This window comes from Microcoleus sp. B4-C1 (genome assembly GCF_036705285.1).
Taxonomy (GTDB): Bacteria; Cyanobacteriota; Cyanobacteriia; order Cyanobacteriales; family Microcoleaceae; genus Microcoleus.
On sequence record NZ_JAUBUC010000068.1, the window covers coordinates 16,797 to 36,548 of the forward strand.

A 19,752-nucleotide genomic window follows, 5' to 3' on the forward strand; every position below is an offset into this window, starting at 1 on the left:
GTTCTAGATTTTTGCTATTGAGATGCTCCCACTATAACTTAACTTCAAACGGCTTTCAAAATCTCGTCATCGACTGAAAAATCTATCTCAGCTTTGTCCCGCCCCGAAACTACATAATCATTCTGAAAAGAATCTTTTAAGCCAGAAACTAAGTCAAATTCCGGCTGCCAGTTAAGCTCGGTGACAGCTTTATTAACTGAAGCGAAAAAGTGCTGTAATCGCATTGGGAAAGCTTTCTTTTTGCCGAAGTCAAATTGTTTGGGATCGTAGTGTACAATCTTAATAGCATCAGGGGATTTGCCTGCTGCTTGAATGCAGGCGCGTGCTAAACCGTCAAAGGTGACAAATCGATCGCCCGAAACGTTGTAAATTTGCCCGATCGCCCTAGAGTTGCCCAAAACCGCCGCCATTGCTTTAGCCAAATCCTGACAGTGCCCCAACTGCGTGAAGTGCATTCCGTTACCGGGAATCGGAATCGGTCGATCGCGCACAATGCGATCGAAAAACCAAGCCTCTAAATCGTTATAATTTTGGGGGCCGTAAATGTAAGTCGGGCGAATCGAAGTCCAAGGCAAACCGGACTCGGCCAAGTAATTTTCGGTTTCGCACTTACCCAAATGCCGGCTTTTAGGATCAGTAGCGTCCCCTTCAATATGAGGCATTTGATCCGACTTCAAATAAACCCCCGCAGAGCTCATGTAAACAAAGTGCTGCACCCGCCCTTTAAATATTTCAGCTAAAGGCTTTGTATCGCTGAGTTCGCGGCCGTTGTTGTCAAAAACCGCGTCAAACTCGACCGTCGATAACTTTTCTTTTAGTTGTTCAACATTTGTGCGATCACCCTGAATCTGTTTCACGCCCGAAACCGGTACAGGCTTGTTGCCCCGGTTAAACAACACCACTTCATGCCCTTGTGCTGCTAAAATCTTAGTAAGATAAACCCCGATAAACCGAGTACCGCCCATCATTAAAATTCGCATTATTTTCGATGCTCCTTACAGTGAGTGTAAATATCTTACAATAAAGTTATGCCTTACGGATAAACCTAGTTTTTTACGAAAAAACACGGTGACAGCCATCAGCCCTGGTATAAAAACCCGGTTTCTTGAGTTTTTCTACGCAAGTCCTGAAAGTCACTCCTCAGCTTTACTCGAATTGGGCGATCGCTCAAATAAACATAACTTCAATTTGCCTAAAATAGCCCTATGCAAGTTCCCCGGCTGCATCCAGAAACAATCGAAGAAGTCAAACAAAGAGCCGACATAGTAGACGTTATTTCAGGTCGCGTCGTCTTGCGAAAACGCGGGAAAGAATTCGTAGGTTTGTGTCCCTTTCACGACGAAAAATCTCCCAGCTTTACTGTCAGTCCCGGCAAACAAATGTATTATTGTTTCGGCTGCGGTGCAGGCGGCAATGCTTTTAAGTTTCTCATGGAATTGGAGAAACGCCCTTTCAGCGAAGTAGTATTAGAATTAGCTAAAAATTATCAAGTCCCCGTCAAAACAGTCGAACCGGAACACCGACAAGAATTGCAGCGGCAAATTTCTCTGCGGGAACAACTCTATGAAATCTCAGCACTAACAGCCAACTTTTACGAACACGCTTTGCGGCAAACCCAAGGAGAAGAACCCTTAGCATATCTCAAATCAGAGCGCCAGCTAAGCGAAGAAACTCTCCAACAATTTCAATTAGGTTATGCACCCCAAGGTTGGGAAGCACTTTACAGTTATTTAGTAGAACAGAAAAATTATCCGGCGCAATTAGTAGAACAAGCTGGATTAATTGTACCGCGAAAAAATGGCGGCAGCGGTTATTACGATCGCTTCCGCAATCGCATTATGATTCCCATTCGTGACACCCAAGGCAGAGTCATCGGTTTCGGTGGCCGAGCTCTCGGCGACGAACAGCCGAAATACCTCAATTCTCCCGAAACAGAACTCTTCGATAAAGGCAAAACTTTATTCGCCTTAGATACAGCGAAAACAGCCATTAGCAAAGCCGATCGCGCAGTGGTTGTAGAGGGGTACTTTGATGCGATCGCACTTCAGGCCGCCGGCATCTCCAACGCCGTCGCTTCCCTCGGCACAGCCTTAAGTTTAAACCAAGTACGGCAGTTATTGCGCTACACGGACTCCAAACAAATTATCCTCAACTTCGACGCCGACAAAGCAGGAACTCAAGCAGCAGAACGCGCTATTGGAGAAATAGAAAAACTCGCTTATCAAGGAGAAGTCCAACTGCGGGTGCTCAACATTCCCGACGGCAAAGATGCCGACGAATATCTCAAAACATACTCCCCAGAACAATATCGAGAATTGCTGGAAAATGCTCCATTGTGGCTCGACTGGCAACTGCAACAAATGCTCGTCAATCAAGATTTGAAGCAAGCCGATACTTCCCAGCAAGTCACCAAAAAAATCATTAATTTATTAACCAATATCACTGACGACAATCAGCTAGCACATTACCTGCAAAAGTGCGCCGAAATTCTCAGCAAAGGAGATTTTAGACTCACAAAAATGATTGCTGAAAACTTACTCAATCAAGTAGTCAGCGATTGGGCAAAGCGGCAGAGTCAAGACGAATCTTTGACAATGCCCCTGTTAATTAGAAACAAGCTGAAGCCGAACAAACAATATAAAAAGCAGCGTGCAAGCGGCGAAAACAAAAGCTCAAAATCAAGCTTATCTGCCGTAGCCCGCAGTCTTTTAGAAGAAGCAGAAGCGCAATTATTGCAGATTTATTTGCACTGTCCCGAATATCGCCAAGATGTCATAGAAGCAATAGAAGCTAGAGACGTGCAGTTTAGCCTTTCTCACCACAGATTTTTGTGGCATCAGATTGTGAATGCAGAAATATTGCACAAAATGTCTTTACAAGTAGCGCCTTCTGAGTTAATATTGAAATTGCAAGATAGCTTCATTGAATATCCCAATCAACTAAATCAAATTTCCCATTTATTTCACTTAAATGAGTTCTCAGAAAGAAACGTTTATCGCGCACCTCTAGTAATTAGATCAGCCCTTGCCTGTATCGAGCAAATTATCAGCATGAAGCGCCGCCGGATTGCACTCAATATGTGGGAAAAAGCCAAGGCCGCTAGCAGTGGCGAAGAGGCGATAGAATATCACCAACTATTCTGTGCCGAACAAGAATGGCTCAAGGAATTAGAGCGGCTGCGTCAAGTTAATTTTTACGATTTAACCTCCGTGCCTTGGGGCTAATACCCTTTTAGATTTTAGATTTTAGATTTTAGATTGGAGATTGGAGATTGGAGATGACTCGTTCGATATAGGTGGGAAGCTAGGGCTGTTTCGGGGCAACCACGGGGAGTAGGGGTCGGATTGCCCCTACGGAAAAGCAGGGTTTTGTAGGGGCGGTGCCAAGAGTGCCCGCCCAGCCCATAGACGAGCGGGTAGGGGTTTCAGATATCGGGGCAACCACGGGGAGTAGGGGTCGGATTGCCCCTACAAGAGAATGAAACAGCCCTGGGTTTGAAGCTTGCGTGCGGTTACATTTTTTTAAACTGATATAAGGAATAAAGTCCCTACTAAGAACCCGTTTGTACTAAGGACTTTATTACTTTATTCAACGACCCTTTTAATAATCGCAAAAAAGAGTTTCGCGAGTATCTCTACCCGTCACGGGATTAGTACCTTTTGCCACTTTACAAAGTTTTTCTATCATATCGTCTCGCAGCAGTGTCTCTGTAAAATCAGCACCGTCAATAATAGCTCCTTCGAGTCTGGTATTGTAAGCAAAAGCACCCTCAAGGATAGCATTAGTTAAATTTGCTTTCATCATGCGAGCTAAATCTAAAGTAGCACCCGTGAAATTAGCGCCTTCTAAATTTGCTTCTTCCATATTGGCCGCAAAAAAGCTGACGCCCCGCAAATCTGCATTAGTAAAATTGCTGTTGCGAAGATTGGCTTTATTAAAACTGTCGTCAGTCAGAACTTGACCAGTAAAATCAGCCCCGACTAGGATTTCTTTGTCGTGATCCAAAGCGAAAGCCGGTGCGGGATTAATGCCGATCGCCCCAGCGGCAATTACTGCTAAAATAACAAAACTCAGCAAGAAAGTATCAATATGTTGGCGAATTCGAGAAATCATCATACAAGTTCAAGCTAATGAGCAGTCGTGACAGTTCAGAATTGAATTCTACCAGAAAGCGCGTCAAGCGTAGCTATCCCGTAGGGAATCGCCCGCTTGCCACCGCTGACTCCAATTCCCCCCAATCCCCAAACTCTAGGGATATCGGCACATTGGGAGAAAACTTAGTCGCCGACTGGTTGCAGCAGCAAGGTTGGGAAATCCTGCACCGCCAGTGGCACTGTCGCTGGGGAGAGATTGACATCATCGCACTCGGAAGAGATGAAGAAAGCGCAAAAAACCGAAGTCTTCCCAATCACACATCCCAAACATTAGCATTTGTAGAGGTGAAAACTCGCCGCCGGGGAAATTGGGATGCTGGTGGAATGTTGGCTATTACTACCACAAAACAAGCCAAACTTTGGCAAACAGCCGAAATATTTTTAAGCACCCATCCAGATTTAGCCAATAATTATTGTCGCTTTGATGTCGCCTTAGTCAGGTGCGAACCTTCACAACAAAACACTAAGCAAATCTTACCACCATTAACAGCAGCGAACTCTCAATCCGCCGTTGCAGGTAACTACCGATTCACCCTGCAAGAATACATTCGATCGGCTTTTAGCATTTAAAAATATATAATTAAAATTTAGAGGGTAAAATCTCAAACCAATGCCACTAGGTAATTTTTAATTGTTAACTTGCCTAGGCTGTCGCGCAGTTCTCTCTTAAGCTTTAACGGAGCTGAAAAAAGCGTTAAATCTTCTCCCGCTTTCCCCTTCTCTCCCTCTCCTGTTCTGTCATCACAGTTAATGTATATGCGTAGCAATCTAGGCCAGAGTTTCCGGGCAATATCCCAGACCCTTGACAAACTGCTGGCGAAACGCTTCAATTTCTTTGCGGTCAGGGCTGCCGTGACAAACCACGGCCACCTGGTAGCGGCGCATCACGCTCAGTGGCGACTGTCCGGTTTCCAAACTCCAAAGCGCCATTTGCAAGCGAATTTCAGGATCGTAAGGAATCCCGAGTTCGTTCATAAAAGCCCGAAAATCCCCGTGCATTTCGGGAGTTAAGTATTGGCTCATTTTCACCTTTACCACCCAGCCGTCAATTTGGTGAATAACAGTGATAAATTGCAAGGGAAGATGATGAGCCGTGCGTAGGTAATCCACGACTCTCAGAGTAAGGCTAGTATTGGCGATGTAGTAGAGGTATTCCATAACGATCCTTATGAGCAAAGCTGATGCTATACCTCTATCCTCGCGGGGTATACCCGCCACCACAAGGGGAAAAGCACCCGACTTTGGATGGGGGTTTTTACCCAATTTGTTACCCAGTTGACAGATCGATCGCACAGGAATTCACTTGATGACAGAGATGGACTGGTCTTTGGACGGCTACGACTACGAACTTCCGCCCTCGCGCATTGCCCAAAATCCCGTAGTGCCGAGGGACAGTTCTCGCTTGCTGGCTGTAGATTCTCCCAGCAGCCAGCAACACCGGATTTTTAGGGATTTACCCGATTTGCTGCAACCGGGCGACTTGCTGGTACTGAACAACACCCGCGTGCTGCCAGCGAGGCTCTACGGGCACAAACCCAACGGCCCGGCTGTGGAGATATTATTGATGGAAGAACGGCAGCACAACTGTTGGCTGGCTTTGGTTAAACCGGGGAAACGCTTAAAGTTGGGAGCAAAAATTGAGTTTGATCCCATCGCCCCTGCCTGTGAGGACTCTACCACAGCTCCTTGCTGTTGCCTTCCCGATGCCACGATGCCCCCCCATCGTCGTCGCTTGACTGCAACAGTTATAGAGAGGGACGACGCCACAGGGGGACGGCTGTTGGAGTTTGACATCCCCACAGATGAGAATCTGGTGAAGTTTTTGGACGAATACGGCCACATACCCCTGCCGCCCTACATCGAAAATTCCCAAGCTTCAGCGGAACAGTACCAGACTGTTTATGCCGATCGGCTTGGGGCGGTGGCGGCCCCCACAGCAGGCCTGCACTTCACCGAAGAATTGTTCAGCCGCTTGGAACAGCGGGGAATCGAAAAAACTTTTGTCACCTTACACGTCGGAGTAGGGACGTTTCGCCCGGTGGAGGTGGCAGACGTGACGGCTCACAAAATGCACGGCGAATGGGTGGAAGTACCCGCCGCCACCGTCGAGAAAATCCGGGAAACTCAATCCCGAGGCGGGCGGATCATTGCCGTGGGTACAACAGCAGTGCGAGCTTTAGAGGGAGCCGCGGCCGCGAGTGGCGATTTTTCCTTGCAACCTTTTTGCGGCCAGACTAATTTGTTTATCTACCCTGGTTACAAGTGGCGGGTTGTAGAGGGGATGATTACCAATTTTCACTTGCCCCGCTCTACTTTGATGATGATGATAAGTGCGATGATTGGAAGGCCTCGGCTGTTGGATTTGTACCGAGAAGCGATCGAGCATCAGTACCGCTTTTATTCCTTTGGCGATGCCATGCTGATTTTACCCACAGCAAAAAAGGATTGATCGATCGGGCATCGGGTTCGCCCCATGCCCGGTATGCCGTTTCTATTCTTCCTCCTCTTCTTCATTGCCGGGATACACGAAGCTGTTGGAACGTCCAGTCAGAACAGATTTGCCCAGAGACAGAGCTTTCTGAGCTGCCACGACAGCTTTGCGCTTCCATGTGGCCTTACGCATATTCTTCTTGGATTTGGAGGTTTTCTTCTTAGGGACTGCCATGACGCTAAATACTTTCTGCTTATATAGACAAACAAACATTCTAGCCGATTTTGTCGGCAATGCTTACTCAAAAAACGGCAATAACTGCTCACCAACCAATATCAAGTAGTAAGGTGCGTCAGCGATTAGCTTCTGGAAAAATAGACAAAATCCCCTAGATCACGCACCCGCAGCAGCTAAAGTTCGTGAAAGTGGTAGATCACGACGCCAGTTACCGCATCGTTCTCGATACTCACATAATCCGTTTTGAGCAGTGCCGTGAAAGCCTCTTCCACTTCGGCAAAAGTAGCGCCGGTTGCCATCACCCCTTGGGTGACAGATAATCTTCCGTTCTTGGTATAAGCTGCCTTCAGGAGTTTAACCCCTAACTGGTCTGGAGTTTGCTTGGGATATGTCGCGGCGATCGCCCCGTTGCTGGGATATAGCGGTATACCTTCGCGAGATACGCCGAGTTTGCCCCTGAGACTGGCATTGCGTTCGTCCACCATGTTCGGCAGCAGCAGCAAGTCAAACAATTGCCCAAACCCAAACAAACCAAAGGTAAACAGCCACAGCAAACCCGTACCAATCTTGCCGTTGTAGAGGCGGTGGAGTCCGAATGGGCCGAAAAAACAAGCTGCCCATAAAAGGTAACTAACACCTAAATTGCTCATTTTCTGACCGTCCTGCCTGGTTATTCTAAGAATTGGAGTCCTTTTATCCATTTTGTACTTTCTATCTGGTGTTTGAACAGTTTGACACCAGCAGATATTTGTGCATAGTCCGAAGTTATTGGTTATTTACTACCAATTCCCCAATTCCCCATGCCCTAGGCCCCATGCCCCATGCCCCATGCCCCATTCCCATGCCCATGAGTAATTTTGCGTAGCAATTCTTAACGCCAGCAACATATTTTCGCGGGCGAGAGCTTGGTAAACTGGAGGGCGTGGAAATTACAGCAGCTTAGACCTGGATTCCACACGGAGCGCCAAAGCAAGCGCGCCGCCAGCGCTGGCCGGACATACACGAGCGCGATCGCCCGCAGTACCCGACAATGGAAACAAGCGAGTAGTTATAAGCAGAAATCCAATAAACATATGGTAGATTCCCTCAAAAAACCCACTTTTGAAGAACTGCGGCCGGGAGTGAAAGCCCCAGCCAAAGAAACTATTCTCACGCCGAGATTTTACACAACCGATTTTGACGAGATGGCCAAAATGGACATCTCGGTAAATGAAGCCGAACTAAAAGCAATTATTGAAGAGTTCCGCGTTGACTACAACCGCAACCACTTCGTGCGTGATGCCGAGTTCGAGCAATCTTGGGAACACATCGACGGCGAAAAGCGCCAGTTGTTCATTGAATTCCTGGAACGCTCTTGCACCGCTGAGTTTTCTGGATTCTTGCTTTACAAAGAATTGGCACGCAAGCTCAAGGACAAAAATCCAGTGCTGGCCGAAGGTTTCTTGCTGATGTCCCGCGACGAAGCGCGGCACGCCGGATTCCTCAACAAAGCCCTGTCCGACTTTAATTTGTCCCTGGATTTGGGTTTCTTGACAAAGAGCCGCAGTTACACATTCTTTAAGCCGAAGTTTATTTTCTACGCGACTTACTTGTCTGAAAAGATTGGTTATTGGCGCTACATCACGATTTATCAGCACTTAAAAGCCCATCCTGAAGACCAGATTTATCCGATTTTCCGATTCTTTGAAAATTGGTGCCAGGATGAAAACCGCCACGGAGATTTCTTCGATGCGGTGATGAGAGCTCAGCCTCAGATGTTGAATGATTGGCGCGCTAAGCTTTGGTGCCGTTTCTTCTTGCTGTCAGTGTTCGCGACAATGTATCTCAATGATATCCAGCGTGCCGGTTTTTATCGATCGCTCGGACTTGATGCTCGCGAATACGACATCGAAGTGATTAAAAAAACCAACGAAACAGCAGGTCGCGTATTCCCCGTCATGCTCGACGTGAACAATCCAGAATTTTATGAACGCCTGGATATTTGCCTCAAGAACAATCAGCAGTTGACAGCAATTGTTGCTTCTAATACTCCGAAATTCTTGCAGTTCTTCCAAAAATTGCCTTTGTATCTGTCGAACGGCTGGCAATTAGTGAAGCTGTACTTCATGAAAACAATTGAATCACCTTCAGTACAGGGCGCTGTGCGTTAAGTTTTGATTTTTCATCCTCTGTGACGGCGGTTCTGCGACAAGCGGAGCCGCTTTTTTTGGTATGATGTTAGATTAGTTTTCATGGGCAGCGTGCGATCGGGTTTGCCGCAGCGAAGGTTATACCATTTGAGATTTTAGACTTCGGCGTGAGCGCTCACTCGAACGATTTTAGATTAAAGAATGGGGAATGACGGATGACGGGAGCATCTCATATTTGTAAAAACACTTCTTCTGGCTCCTTCCTTCTTCCTTCTTCCTGTTTTCTCCTGGCTCCTGACTCCTGACTCCTAACTCCAATTTTGGGCTGGGCTGCTTTCATTGAGATGCTCCCCTGATGACTATCGGGTTTGGGAGCACGGGTCTACAGTTGCATTCTTGTTTTAAACTGGTATTAAAAGTCAGAATTGTAATTTTTACGCTATTCTCAATTCAGTATTTTTAAATTAGCGATCGCCCCCAAACCTAGCATCTACTATTTTTTGATGTTTTATGAACCCCAACAAAAAACAATCCAACAAATCAAATTTTGTTTTTGCCCTGGGAATGATCGGGGTGTTCCTCCTATCCTTAACTCTCCGCTTTTGGGAACTAGAGAGATTTAACACTTTAGTATTTGACGAGGTTTATTACGCTAAATTTGCCAACAATTATCTCACAAAAACTCCTTTTTTCAACGCTCACCCGCCTCTGAGCCAGTACATAATTGCGATCGGCATTTGGATCGGCACTCACCTTCCCTTCGGCAAAACCGCCGTCAACAGTATGGCTGGCTCCCTGCTTTCTCCTTGGGATTACCGCTGGCTGAATGCTCTCACAGGTTCCTTTATTCCCCTAGTTGTCGGAGCCCTAGCTTATCAGCTCGTTGGGCGCCGCACCTTTGCTTTTCTGGCTGCTTTATTTATCGCCTGCGACGGTTTGTTTTTAGTTGAATCTCGCTACGCGCTGAACAACATTTATCTAGTTTTGTTTGGAATATTAGGCCAGTTATTTATTTTAAAATCAGTAGAAGCTGAAGGTAAGAAGCGCTGGTTTTGGCTGGTGCTAGCCGGGATAGGTTTCGGCGCATCTGCGGCTATCAAATGGAACGGATTGTGGTTTCTTTTCGGTACTTATCTGATGTTGCTGTGCGCTTGGGCAGTTCGTTTTATTCAGGGAAACAAAGAAGATGAAGAACAGGTTAGCGAGGTTAATTCGGCTCTAATTCCTCCCGAAAGTCCCGTACAAAAACTGACTCAACTCAGTTTTATAGAAGTATGGTTTAGTCTAGCTATTATTCCTATTTTAGTTTATAGCATATCCTGGATTCCTCACCTGCACTTTAATCCAACTCCCAATTTCTGGCAGATGCAAACGGAAATTTTGACTTATCACCAGCGGATTAAAAGCGGCCCAGATGTACATCCTTACTGTTCCGCGTGGTACGGTTGGCCGTTGATGCTGCGCCCGATAGTTTACTTCTTCAAAAAAGCTAGCAACAATGCCCAACCAGATCCGGTTTTGCCGCCTTTACCTGAAGGTGCAACTGAGGTAATTTTTGACGTTCACGCAATGGGAAATCCCTTCCTTTGGTGGCTGTCAACCTTAGCTTTAGTGCTAGTAATAGGACTTTTAGTTCACCGGATTTTGGTGTGGCTGCAAACGCGCAGCGAGGCTTCTGTTGACACCATAGAACAGCAGCGGCCGATTTTGTTTCCGCCGACTGCTGAAATGTGGCTGGGGTTATATTTAATAGTTAATTGGGCCGCTAATTTGCTGCCTTGGGTGAAGGTGACTCGCTGCATATTTTTGTACCATTATATGGGCTGTTCTGTGTTTTCAGCCTTAGCACTTGCTTGGTGGGTTGACAGGTGGCTGCACAGCCCTCAAACTCGACTCCGAGGGATGGGGGTAACAATTATTTTTCTGGTTTTGGGTGCTTTTATTTTCTGGATGCCTATCTATTTGGGACTGCCTTTGTCGCAAATGGAATGGAAAATTAGGATGTGGCTGCCATCTTGGGTTTAAGCTAGAAATAATTTTTTTATTAACGGGCAAGATGCCCGTTCCACAAGAAAATTAAGTTTTGTGGAACAGGCATCTTGCCTGTTCCTAAATAAAGTTCCACAAGAAAATTAAGTTTTGTGGAACAGGCATCTTGCCTGTTCCTAACCAAGGTGCAAGATGCCCGTTCCACAAGAAAATTAAGTTTTGTGGAACAGGCATCTTGCCTGTTCCTAAATAAAGTTCCACAAGAAAATTAAGTTTTGTGGAACAGGCATCTTGCCTGTTCCTAACCAAGGTGCAAGATGTAAGTTATAACATTTATGACAAAGGTGAGTTGGGAAAAGCGAGCATTATTTTTGATACAGTGCTCGATAAACTGGTTCGCCCCGTTTCAGAGTAGCAATTTCTCTTTCAGTAGCCACAGGTAGGGGATTTTCTGCTAGCCATTCGCCCCCATTTTGACGTTTAAAACTGGGGTGAGATGAAAAGCGATCGCACATTTCGCTTTCTACTTCCTCAATATCTGACTGGATAAAAACTTCGCCGCCAATTGCCAGATAAGTTGCCAATTCGCCGACTAATTCCTGCTGTACCACCCGCCGTTTGTGGTGCTTTTTCTTGAACCACGGATCGGGAAATTGAATGCTAACTCGCTGCAAAATACCTGCGGGCAAAGTTTCTAAAATTGGCTTTAGGGAACTATTAGCATTGCAAAACAAATAGTGCAAATTTGTCAAGCCTTTTTCGTCCCGCCAAAGATTCGCCTCTTCTACCAGCGGTTCCCGAATTTCTAATCCGAGAAAATTCCAGTCTGTTTGGATTTGCGCCATGTGCCACAAAAACCGTCCTCTGCCGCAGCCGATATCTAAATGCAGCGGTAAATTTAAGTCGGCATAGATTTTAGTCCAATCCGGGGGACTTGCAGATGCTTGATATCTAATTGATAGGGGATTGACGTGTTCTCGCACTCTTACTCTTGCCAATTTTGCTGTCTCCTGAATGTAATTTTTAACCGCTGATGAAGGCTGATTAACGCCGATAAATATTGATGTTTGCGATGTTGTCTAATACTTTTTAGTTAATTAGCAATTAAAACTTTTCCTCGGCAAAGTTTAATTGCTCATTATTGCATTAGGCTTCTGGTTCCATGCCTGCGGCTCTTAATTGGGCGGCTAGTCGATCGGCCCGCTGTTGAACATTTGCTTTTTCCTGCCGTTCCCTTTCTACCATTTCTGCTCCCCACAATAACATCTCTCCGCTCTCATCCCACCAGCGCAACCAATATCCCGTTCTTTCGGCTTTTGTTCCCTGCCAAACCCCCAGAAATAAACCAACTCCTGCAATCCAATAACGATTGTTTGCATCTGGTTGCTGTTTTTCATACTGTGCTGATGAATTCAAATGATATACTATTAAATCTCCGATCGCAGGTTCAAAAATTACATAGATTGGAGCTTGCAATATTTGTTCGTAAAAATGCCATTTTCCGGGGAGATAAGTTTGTTTTGCAGAATATTCATCCTGATAACTAGGAGGATTATCTGGCAAAAACTCCATGACAATTGCCGGAATGTCTCCTTCTAGGTTGGGGGTATAACTGCGACGAATTTCTCGATCGGGAAGGGGCTGTACGTTGGTGGCATAAAACAGATCGGGAGTTTTTATAACTAGCTTATCGTTGAAATTTACACAAATCGCCAGATGAGGCGCAACTAATGTTCCCTCCAAAATTAGCCCCGCAATTTCTAAGCTTTCCCGTAAGGCGGCGGCGAGCAAAGGCTGGTCGATATCTTGCAGGGGGTGCTCGTCTAAAATGAAATCTTTTGGCAATTTTTCCCAGGATATTTTGGATTGAATTGGATTGAATGTCATGGTATTTTACCTCTTAGTAAGAATCCGGTAGAACTGCTGGCAATAATTTTCGCTAGAATAGCATCGCCTATTTTTAAGCTTCTGGTTCAATGCCTAATGCTCTTAATTGTGCGACCAATATGGACGATCGTTCTCGTTCTTGTTCGGCCAGTTCCCTTTCTTGTTCGGCTTGTTGTTGGGCTATTTCCCTTTGCTGCCTTTCTCTTTCTACCATTTCTGCTCCCCACAATAACATCTCTGAACTTTCATCCCACCACCGCAACCAATATCCGGTTCTTTCGGCTTTTGTGCCATACCAAACACCCAGAAATAATCCAACTCCAGAAATCCAATAACGGCCGAAAGCATCGGGTGGTTGTACTTCATACTTTCCTGATGAATCCAACTGGTAGACTTCTAACACTCCGGCGGCTGGTTCAAAAAGTGCATAGACTGGCACTCGCAATATTTGCTCGTAAAAAAACCATTTGCCGGGGGGATAAGTTTTTTTGCGAGAATATTCATCGTTGGCAGTAGCTGATAAAAATTCCATCACGATCGCCGGAATGTCTCCTTCTAAATTGGGAGTGTAACTGCGGCGAATTTCTTGATTTTCCAGCGGCTGTACGTGGCGGGCATAAAACCAATCTGGTGCTTTGATAACTAGCTTGCTGTCTACTGTCGCACAAATTCCCATGTTTGGGGCAACTAATATTCCTGCTACTATTAGCCCTGCGATTTCTAAGATTTCTCGCAAGGCGGCGGCTAGCAAGGGTTGGTCGATATTTTCCACTGGTTCCTCGTCTAAAATGAAGTCGTCTGGCAATTTTTCCCAGGTAATTTTTAAGTTGGCTGTACTGGCTGTCATTGTATTTCACCTCTCAATGAGATTACTGGAGCGCGGCTCGCAATACTTCGCGATGAAAGAGCGATCGCTCTACTATAAATTTTATCCGGTCTGGCGATAAGGCGTCGCCGTTAGCATAGTGTTCGATCCAGGTTTTGCTGATTAAATAAGGATCTTCTGGCAATTCTGATAATAAGTATCCCGGCATTTCTAGCTCTTCCATTAACTGGCTGACTTTGGGATCGTAGCTGAGAGCAAAACAGCGACATTCTTCGGATGCGGCCATAATTAAACTGTGGTAGCGCATCCCGATCGCCATTTCGACTCCCCGGAACACTCCTTTCAATTTTCTCGGATCGTCTAAACTGAGGATGCGACTCCTTTTCGGCAGCGCTTCGTGCAAATGTTGGGCAATTTCTAAGTCATGAGACGCTTGAAAAGGCAGCAGCAAAATTAAGGTGCGAGTGGCTTTTTGAAAGTCAACTAAAGCTTGAGTTAAGATTGACAAACGCGCGGGAGTTAGTGTAGAGTGAGAACGCAAACAAACAGCAACTCTGGGCGCAGGTAAATCCCACAAACCCGACACGGGCGAATTCTCCAAAGCCCACACGGGATCGGGCGCTAAAGTAAAGGGAATTTTCCAATCTGCAAGTAAAGTAGCTGAACCTTTATCCCGCACGCTGACGGCAGTGCATCCAGCAAAACAGCGCTGAGATAACTTGCGAGTCATTTCGCGCTTCAAAGGGCCAATTCCCTGGGCCCAAGCAACAGTTTTTAAGCCCATCTGCTGCGCTAATCCCATCAAACCACCATAATAGAAAGGGCTCACAATGCTAGTAGCGTCTTGGATTAAACTACCGCCGCCCCAAATTAGCGCGTCGGAGGTGCGGAGTGCTTCGATAACTTGAAAGGCATTCATACGATCGCGCGCAGCTACCCCATACCGCTGATTTGTCTCGACAGGATTGCCAGACAGGACGATCGGCGTCACGCCATCTGGTAACATTTGCAGTAGCGATGCCAACAGCGCCTCGTCGCCGCCGTTGCCTTTACCGTAATAGCCGCACAAAATTGCTCGCATTTCTACTCTTTTGTTTGTTTATGATGGGAATATAACTATTACAATATCTAATTGTTGCGATCAAGCCATAAATTATTTTAACAGTTAACAGTTAACAGTTAACAGTTAACTGTCAACAGTTAACAGTCAACAGTTAACTGTCAACTGCCTTAAACAAATAAATACATCTTCGTTCACAATACAAAAAATGCACGCTTTGTCAATTCCCACCTGGATTATTCACGTCTCTAGCGTCGTCGAGTGGATTGCCGCCATCTGGTTAATTTGGACTTACGGCGAAGTCACTCAAAACCGAGCTTGGTGGGCCCTTTCCGCCGGAATGCTGCCCGCTCTCGTGAGCGCTATGTGTGCCTGTACATGGCACTATTTTGACAACTCCCCAGCCCTAGAATGGATTGTTACCCTGCAAGCGGCGATGACTCTCTTCGGCAATTTTACTTTGTGGGCGGCGGCTTGGTGGATTTGGCGATCGGCGCAGCCAGCAGAGAAAATTAAAGATTAAAAAAAGGGAGAAAGTAAGTGAAAAATAGCACTCTTTGGGTAAAATTTGTCGCAAGTTTGCTTTTGTTGACAGCCGGATTTTTGCTTCCCAGCAAAGCCAGCAACATTCCCGTACAAGTCGCCCAACAACCTAACTGCAAAAGTCCTCAAACCACGCTAGACATGAATATGTGTTCTAGTCAAGAGTTTGAGGCTGCCGACAAAAAGCTCAATCAAGTTTATAAGCAACTGCAAGCAAAAATCAGCAGTAGACAAAAGCAGAGATTGACGGTGGCACAGCGTACTTGGATTAAATTTCGAGATGAAAATTGTGATTATGCAAAAGGACAGTTTGAAGGCGGTAGTTTGGCTGCTTCTACCTACGGTTATTGCAGGGCCAGAGTGACGCAAGAACGGATTAAAGATTTGGAAGGTTATTTGAAACAAGCAAGTTTGTAAAACTTCGATCGCGATCGAGAATAATTTACCCCTTCCATCATCAATACCGCGACAACCTCATCTTTTGCACTTTCAGAAGCCCCAGCATAAACCAGCTCAAGAGTGATATAAAGCTTTGTTTTTTATTTTACCCTTTGACACGCCGATGGTGTAAAATCTAAATTCTCAAATCTTATATTTTAAATCCCTATGTCCTTCGTTGGTTTGCACATTCACAGCGATTATAGCTTACTAGATGGGGCTTCTCAGCTACAACAGCTCGCAGAACGGGCGGTGGAATTGGGGATGCCCGCGATCGCCCTTACAGACCACGGGGTGATGTACGGCGCGATCGAGCTAATCAAAGTTTGCCGAAATAAAAATATCAAGCCGATTATTGGCAATGAAATGTATGTCGTCAACGGCGACATTGAAGTAAAAGTTCGAGGTAGAAGAAAATACCATCAAGTTGTTTTAGCTAAAAATACCCAAGGCTATAAAAACCTCGTCAAACTAACCACAATTTCCCACTTAAAGGGAATGCCAGAAAGAGGTATTTTTGCCCGACCTTGCATCAACAAGGAACTGCTAAAACAATACTCCGAAGGTTTAATTGTCACCAGTGCTTGTTTGGGCGGCGAAGTTCCCCAAATGATTCTGCAAAACAAGCTAGATACAGCCCGTGAAGTAGCAGGGTGGTATAAAGAAGTATTTGGAGAAGATTACTATATAGAAATTCAAGACCACGGTTCCCCGGAAGACCGGATTGTTAATGTTGAAATCGTCAAAATTGCCCGCGAACTCAAAATTAAAATAATTGCCACCAATGATTCTCACTATATTTCCTGCAACGACGTAGAAGCACACGATGCTTTGCTGTGCATTAACACCAACAAACTGATTGAAGAAGACAAGCGGATGCGCTACAGCGGTACTGAATATCTTAAGTCCGCAGAGGAGATGGCGCAACTGTTTCGAGACCATTTGGATGATGAAACAATCAAAGAGGCGATCGAAACCACTTTAGAGGTCGCAAATAAAGTATCGAGATACGAGCTCACAGGAGAAGCTCGGATTCCCACAATTCCAATTCCCCCAGAACATACAGCCGATACTTATGTAGAAGAAATATCCTGGCTGGGACTGTTAGAACGCCTCAAAGCCAGAACCAGAAATGAAATCCCCCCAGTCTACAAACAAAGACTAGAATACGAACTGAAAATGCTTCAGCAGATGGGCTTTTCAGAATACTTTTTAGTAGTTTGGGACTACATAAAATATGCGAGAGACAACGATATTCCCGTAGGGCCAGGACGCGGTTCTGCCGCCGGTTCTCTAGTTGCCTATGTCCTCAAAATCACCAATATAGACCCCGTACACCACGGGCTACTATTCGAGCGATTTCTCAATCCCGAACGCAAATCTATGCCAGATATTGATAGCGATTTCTGCATAGAAAGGCGGGACGACATGATTAAATACGTTACTGAAAAATATGGTAGCGAGCGCGTAGCGCAAATTATTACTTTCAACAGAATGACATCCAAAGCTGTATTGAAAGATGTGGCCCGGGTGTTAGGTATTCCCTACAAAAAAGCCGACGAAATGGCAAAATTAATTCCCGTGTCCCGGGGAAAACCGGAAAAACTTAAAGTGATGATTTCCAATGACACACCTGCACAGGAATTTAAAGACAACTATGAAAATACAATTTGCATAAATGCAGAAACTGGTACTGAAGTCCCAGTCCGTCAGTGGATTGACATGGCAATTCGTATTGAAGGAACCAACAAAACCTATGGCGTTCACGCAGCAGGTGTGGTAATTTCTTCAGAGCCGTTGGATGAACTTGTACCGCTGCAAAAAAATAATGAGGGGGCTGTGATTACCCAATATTTCATGGAAGATTTGGAATTTTTGGGGCTGCTGAAAATGGACTTTTTGGGATTGAAAAACTTAACAACGCTCCAGAAAACTGTTGATTATATTAAACAAACCCAAAATCTAATTGTCGATCCAGAAATGCTACCTTCTGATATAGAGCGCAGAGCTCAAGAGACTTTTGGCCGAATCAAAAAGTTACCCGATGATGTAGATAAAACCTATAGACTTTTAGAAAGAGGAGATTTAGAAGGTATTTTTCAGCTAGAATCCTCTGGAATGCTGGATGTAGTGAAAAAACTCAAACCTTCCTGTCTGGATGATATTTCTTCTATTTTGGCACTTTACCGACCTGGCCCGCTGGATGCAGGTTTGATTCCTCAGTTTATTGACTGTAAGCACGGTAAAACAGTTGAGTACGATCATCCGCTATTAGAACCGATTTTAAAAGAGACTTACGGAACGCTTTGCTTTCAAGAGCAAATTATGCGGATGGCTCAAGATTTGGCGGGCTATTCTTTGGGTCAAGCTGACTTATTGCGACGCGCGATGGGCAAGAAGAAAGCTGATGAAATGCAGAAGCAAAAAGAAACGTTTATCGACGGGGCAACTAAGAATGGAGTCAGTCAAAGAATTGCTGAAAAGTTATTCGCGCAGATGCTACAATTCGCGGAATATTGTTTTAATAAATCCCATTCAATGGCCTATGCCTATATTACCTATCAAACTGCCTATTTAAAGGCAAATTATCCTCTAGAATACATGGCTGCACTGCTGACTGCTAACAGGGGCGATCAGGATAAAGTACAGAAATATATTGCCAATTGTCTGAAGCTGGGTATTGAGGTTGAGCCGCCCGATGTTAATAGCTCGGAACTTACTTTTACACCGATGCCGAAACAGATGACGGGCGCTGCAAAAGATAAAATTCTGTTTGGAATTTCGGCGGTTAAAAATGTGGGAGAATCGGCAATTGAAAATATTTTGGCGGCGCGGCAGGAAGGGGGTAAGTTTAAATCGTTGGCTGATTTGTGCGATCGCGTAAATCTCCATTCTGTCAACCGCCGCGCTTTAGAAGCATTAATTCAATGCGGTGCTTTTGATAAAATTGAACACAACCGCAATCAATTAGTACACGACCTCGAAGGGGTAATTAAATGGGCGCAAGAGCGCAAAAGAGACCGAGAAAGCGGCCAAGGTAATCTTTTTGACTTGTTAGGTGGGAATAGCTTTGGCAAGTCAGTCAATACCTATGAGTCCGCGCCAAAATCTAAATTAATAAAAGATTATGAAAAACAGGAGAAATTGCGTTTAGAAAAAGAACTGCTTGGCTTTTATGTGTCAGAACATCCCCTAAAGTTTCTCATGCAAGTAAACCCAGACCCCGATGTTGTGACTCTCGAACAGTTAGCAGATAAAAAGGGGAAAGTATCAGTTATTGTCATGCTCAGCGCTATCAAAATGGTAGTGACAAAAAAAGGCGATGCGATGGCAATTTTGCAATTAGAAGATTTGACAGCTCAAATAAAAGCTGTGGTGTTCCCCAAGGCTTACGAACAAGTGAAACCTTACATGGTAGAGAATGCTATCTTACTGATTAGTGGAAAAATCGAGAAAGATGGGGAGGAAATTCAGATAATTGTAGACACTGCAAAGCCGGTGGAAACAGTACAGGTTGAAGAGGAAATCGAGAATGCCCAACCGGAAGTAAATAACCATTGGCCGGCGGAACCAGTCAACGTTGTACGATCGACAAAGCCTGTGGAAGTTTTAGAAATGGTCATTGTCAAGCTGACACCGCAGCAAGTACAAGACGGGAAAAAACTCAATTCCCTCAAAGCTATTTTGCAAGAACTTTCCAATCGTGGAGAAGATGCTAGCGTTTCTGTGGGGGGAATGGTTGTCGGCGAATATTCCTGTCAACCCCTTCGCATTAGCCCTCAATTGTGGGTGCAAGATGGCGAGGGAACTGTTAGCCGTCTCAAGTCGGCAGGATTTGATGCTTGGGTTTTTCCTCTAGACAATCGCGGGGATGCTGCGGTATTTCGAGAAATGCGATCGCAACTTAATGTACATTCTTGGGCTAGTCGTTTACTTGACACTGAAACCGATCGCCTTCACCAGTATGTCAATTATCTCGCCCAACTAAGGAATGAGAATTAAATAACTTCCACTCTTGAAAGTGGGATGGGCGTCCCGCCCGTCCAAAAAGGACGGGC

The 19,752-nt window shown here is 45.3% G+C and carries 17 protein-coding genes; 8 read left to right on the forward strand and 9 right to left on the reverse strand.

From position 1 onward, the window contains the following. Positions 1-44 precede the first annotated feature (44 nt). Complete coding sequence (locus tag QUB26_RS23265; protein WP_333319908.1) at positions 45-980, reverse strand: NAD-dependent epimerase/dehydratase family protein; 936 nt, start codon at positions 978-980, stop codon at positions 45-47. 225 nt (positions 981-1,205) lie between these two features. Here QUB26_RS23265 and dnaG point away from each other — a divergent pair, with 225 nt between their 5' ends. Beyond that, positions 1,206-3,224, forward strand: a complete 2,019-nt coding sequence (dnaG, locus tag QUB26_RS23270; protein ID WP_333319910.1) for a DNA primase — start codon at positions 1,206-1,208, stop codon at positions 3,222-3,224. A 376-nt stretch (positions 3,225-3,600) separates the two neighbouring features. On the opposite strand, the gene QUB26_RS23275 is transcribed toward dnaG, so the two are convergent. Continuing rightward, on the reverse strand, positions 3,601-4,116 hold the full coding sequence (locus QUB26_RS23275) for a pentapeptide repeat-containing protein (protein WP_333245544.1): 516 nt from the start codon (positions 4,114-4,116) through the stop codon (positions 3,601-3,603). A 14-nt stretch (positions 4,117-4,130) separates the two neighbouring features. On the opposite strand from QUB26_RS23275, the gene QUB26_RS23280 reads away from it, so the two are divergent. After that, positions 4,131-4,724: a YraN family protein gene (locus QUB26_RS23280; protein ID WP_333319912.1), complete on the forward strand. Its 594-nt coding sequence runs from the start codon at positions 4,131-4,133 to the stop codon at positions 4,722-4,724. 198 nt (positions 4,725-4,922) lie between these two features. Here QUB26_RS23280 and QUB26_RS23285 read toward each other — a convergent pair whose 3' ends face one another. After that, on the reverse strand, positions 4,923-5,312 hold the full coding sequence (locus tag QUB26_RS23285) for a hypothetical protein (RefSeq protein WP_006632408.1): 390 nt from the start codon (positions 5,310-5,312) through the stop codon (positions 4,923-4,925). 148 nt (positions 5,313-5,460) lie between these two features. On the opposite strand from QUB26_RS23285, the gene queA reads away from it, so the two are divergent. Continuing rightward, positions 5,461-6,603 carry a tRNA preQ1(34) S-adenosylmethionine ribosyltransferase-isomerase QueA gene (gene queA / locus QUB26_RS23290; protein WP_333245549.1) on the forward strand — a complete coding sequence of 381 codons (1,143 nt, stop codon included), beginning with the start codon at positions 5,461-5,463 and terminating at the stop codon, positions 6,601-6,603. A gap of 42 nt (positions 6,604-6,645) precedes the next feature. Here the strand turns inward: queA and rpmF are convergent, their stop codons facing one another. Both rpmF and QUB26_RS23300 read right to left on the reverse strand, forming a co-directional pair. Continuing rightward, the gene (rpmF, locus tag QUB26_RS23295; RefSeq protein ID WP_006632406.1) at positions 6,646-6,819 is read right to left on the reverse strand and encodes a 50S ribosomal protein L32; all 174 of its coding nucleotides are present in this window, start codon (positions 6,817-6,819) and stop codon (positions 6,646-6,648) included. 176 nt (positions 6,820-6,995) lie between these two features. Beyond that, a complete protein-coding gene (locus QUB26_RS23300; protein ID WP_333245552.1) occupies positions 6,996-7,472 on the reverse strand; it encodes a TM2 domain-containing protein in 477 nt (158 codons plus the stop codon). Positions 7,473-7,895: 423 nt separating this feature from the next. On the opposite strand from QUB26_RS23300, the gene acsF reads away from it, so the two are divergent. After that, positions 7,896-8,972, forward strand: coding sequence for a magnesium-protoporphyrin IX monomethyl ester (oxidative) cyclase (gene acsF / locus QUB26_RS23305; RefSeq protein WP_333245573.1), 1,077 nt, complete (start codon positions 7,896-7,898; stop codon positions 8,970-8,972). 489 nt (positions 8,973-9,461) lie between these two features. After that, complete coding sequence (locus QUB26_RS23310; protein WP_333319914.1) at positions 9,462-10,976, forward strand: phospholipid carrier-dependent glycosyltransferase; 1,515 nt, start codon at positions 9,462-9,464, stop codon at positions 10,974-10,976. Positions 10,977-11,305: 329 nt separating this feature from the next. On the opposite strand, the gene trmB is transcribed toward QUB26_RS23310, so the two are convergent. From trmB to csaB, 4 genes are all read right to left on the reverse strand, one after another. Further along, positions 11,306-11,938, reverse strand: a complete 633-nt coding sequence (trmB, locus tag QUB26_RS23315; RefSeq protein WP_333319916.1) for a tRNA (guanosine(46)-N7)-methyltransferase TrmB — start codon at positions 11,936-11,938, stop codon at positions 11,306-11,308. 148 nt (positions 11,939-12,086) lie between these two features. Next, positions 12,087-12,827: a Uma2 family endonuclease gene (locus QUB26_RS23320; protein ID WP_333319918.1), complete on the reverse strand. Its 741-nt coding sequence runs from the start codon at positions 12,825-12,827 to the stop codon at positions 12,087-12,089. A gap of 73 nt (positions 12,828-12,900) precedes the next feature. Then, on the reverse strand, positions 12,901-13,674 hold the full coding sequence (locus tag QUB26_RS23325) for a Uma2 family endonuclease (protein ID WP_333319920.1): 774 nt from the start codon (positions 13,672-13,674) through the stop codon (positions 12,901-12,903). 22 nt (positions 13,675-13,696) lie between these two features. Continuing rightward, the gene (csaB, locus tag QUB26_RS23330) at positions 13,697-14,734 is read right to left on the reverse strand and encodes a polysaccharide pyruvyl transferase CsaB (RefSeq protein WP_333319922.1); all 1,038 of its coding nucleotides are present in this window, start codon (positions 14,732-14,734) and stop codon (positions 13,697-13,699) included. Between the two features lie 187 nt (positions 14,735-14,921). On the opposite strand from csaB, the gene QUB26_RS23335 reads away from it, so the two are divergent. The 3 genes from QUB26_RS23335 to QUB26_RS23345 all read left to right on the forward strand — a co-directional run bounded on the left by QUB26_RS23335 (position 14,922) and on the right by QUB26_RS23345 (position 19,696). Further along, the gene (locus QUB26_RS23335; protein WP_242715849.1) at positions 14,922-15,236 is read left to right on the forward strand and encodes a DUF2499 domain-containing protein; all 315 of its coding nucleotides are present in this window, start codon (positions 14,922-14,924) and stop codon (positions 15,234-15,236) included. A 17-nt stretch (positions 15,237-15,253) separates the two neighbouring features. Further along, positions 15,254-15,673, forward strand: coding sequence for a lysozyme inhibitor LprI family protein (locus tag QUB26_RS23340; protein WP_333244575.1), 420 nt, complete (start codon positions 15,254-15,256; stop codon positions 15,671-15,673). Between the two features lie 189 nt (positions 15,674-15,862). Continuing rightward, positions 15,863-19,696, forward strand: coding sequence for a DNA polymerase III subunit alpha (locus QUB26_RS23345; protein ID WP_333245570.1), 3,834 nt, complete (start codon positions 15,863-15,865; stop codon positions 19,694-19,696). Positions 19,697-19,752: the final 56 nt, after the last annotated feature.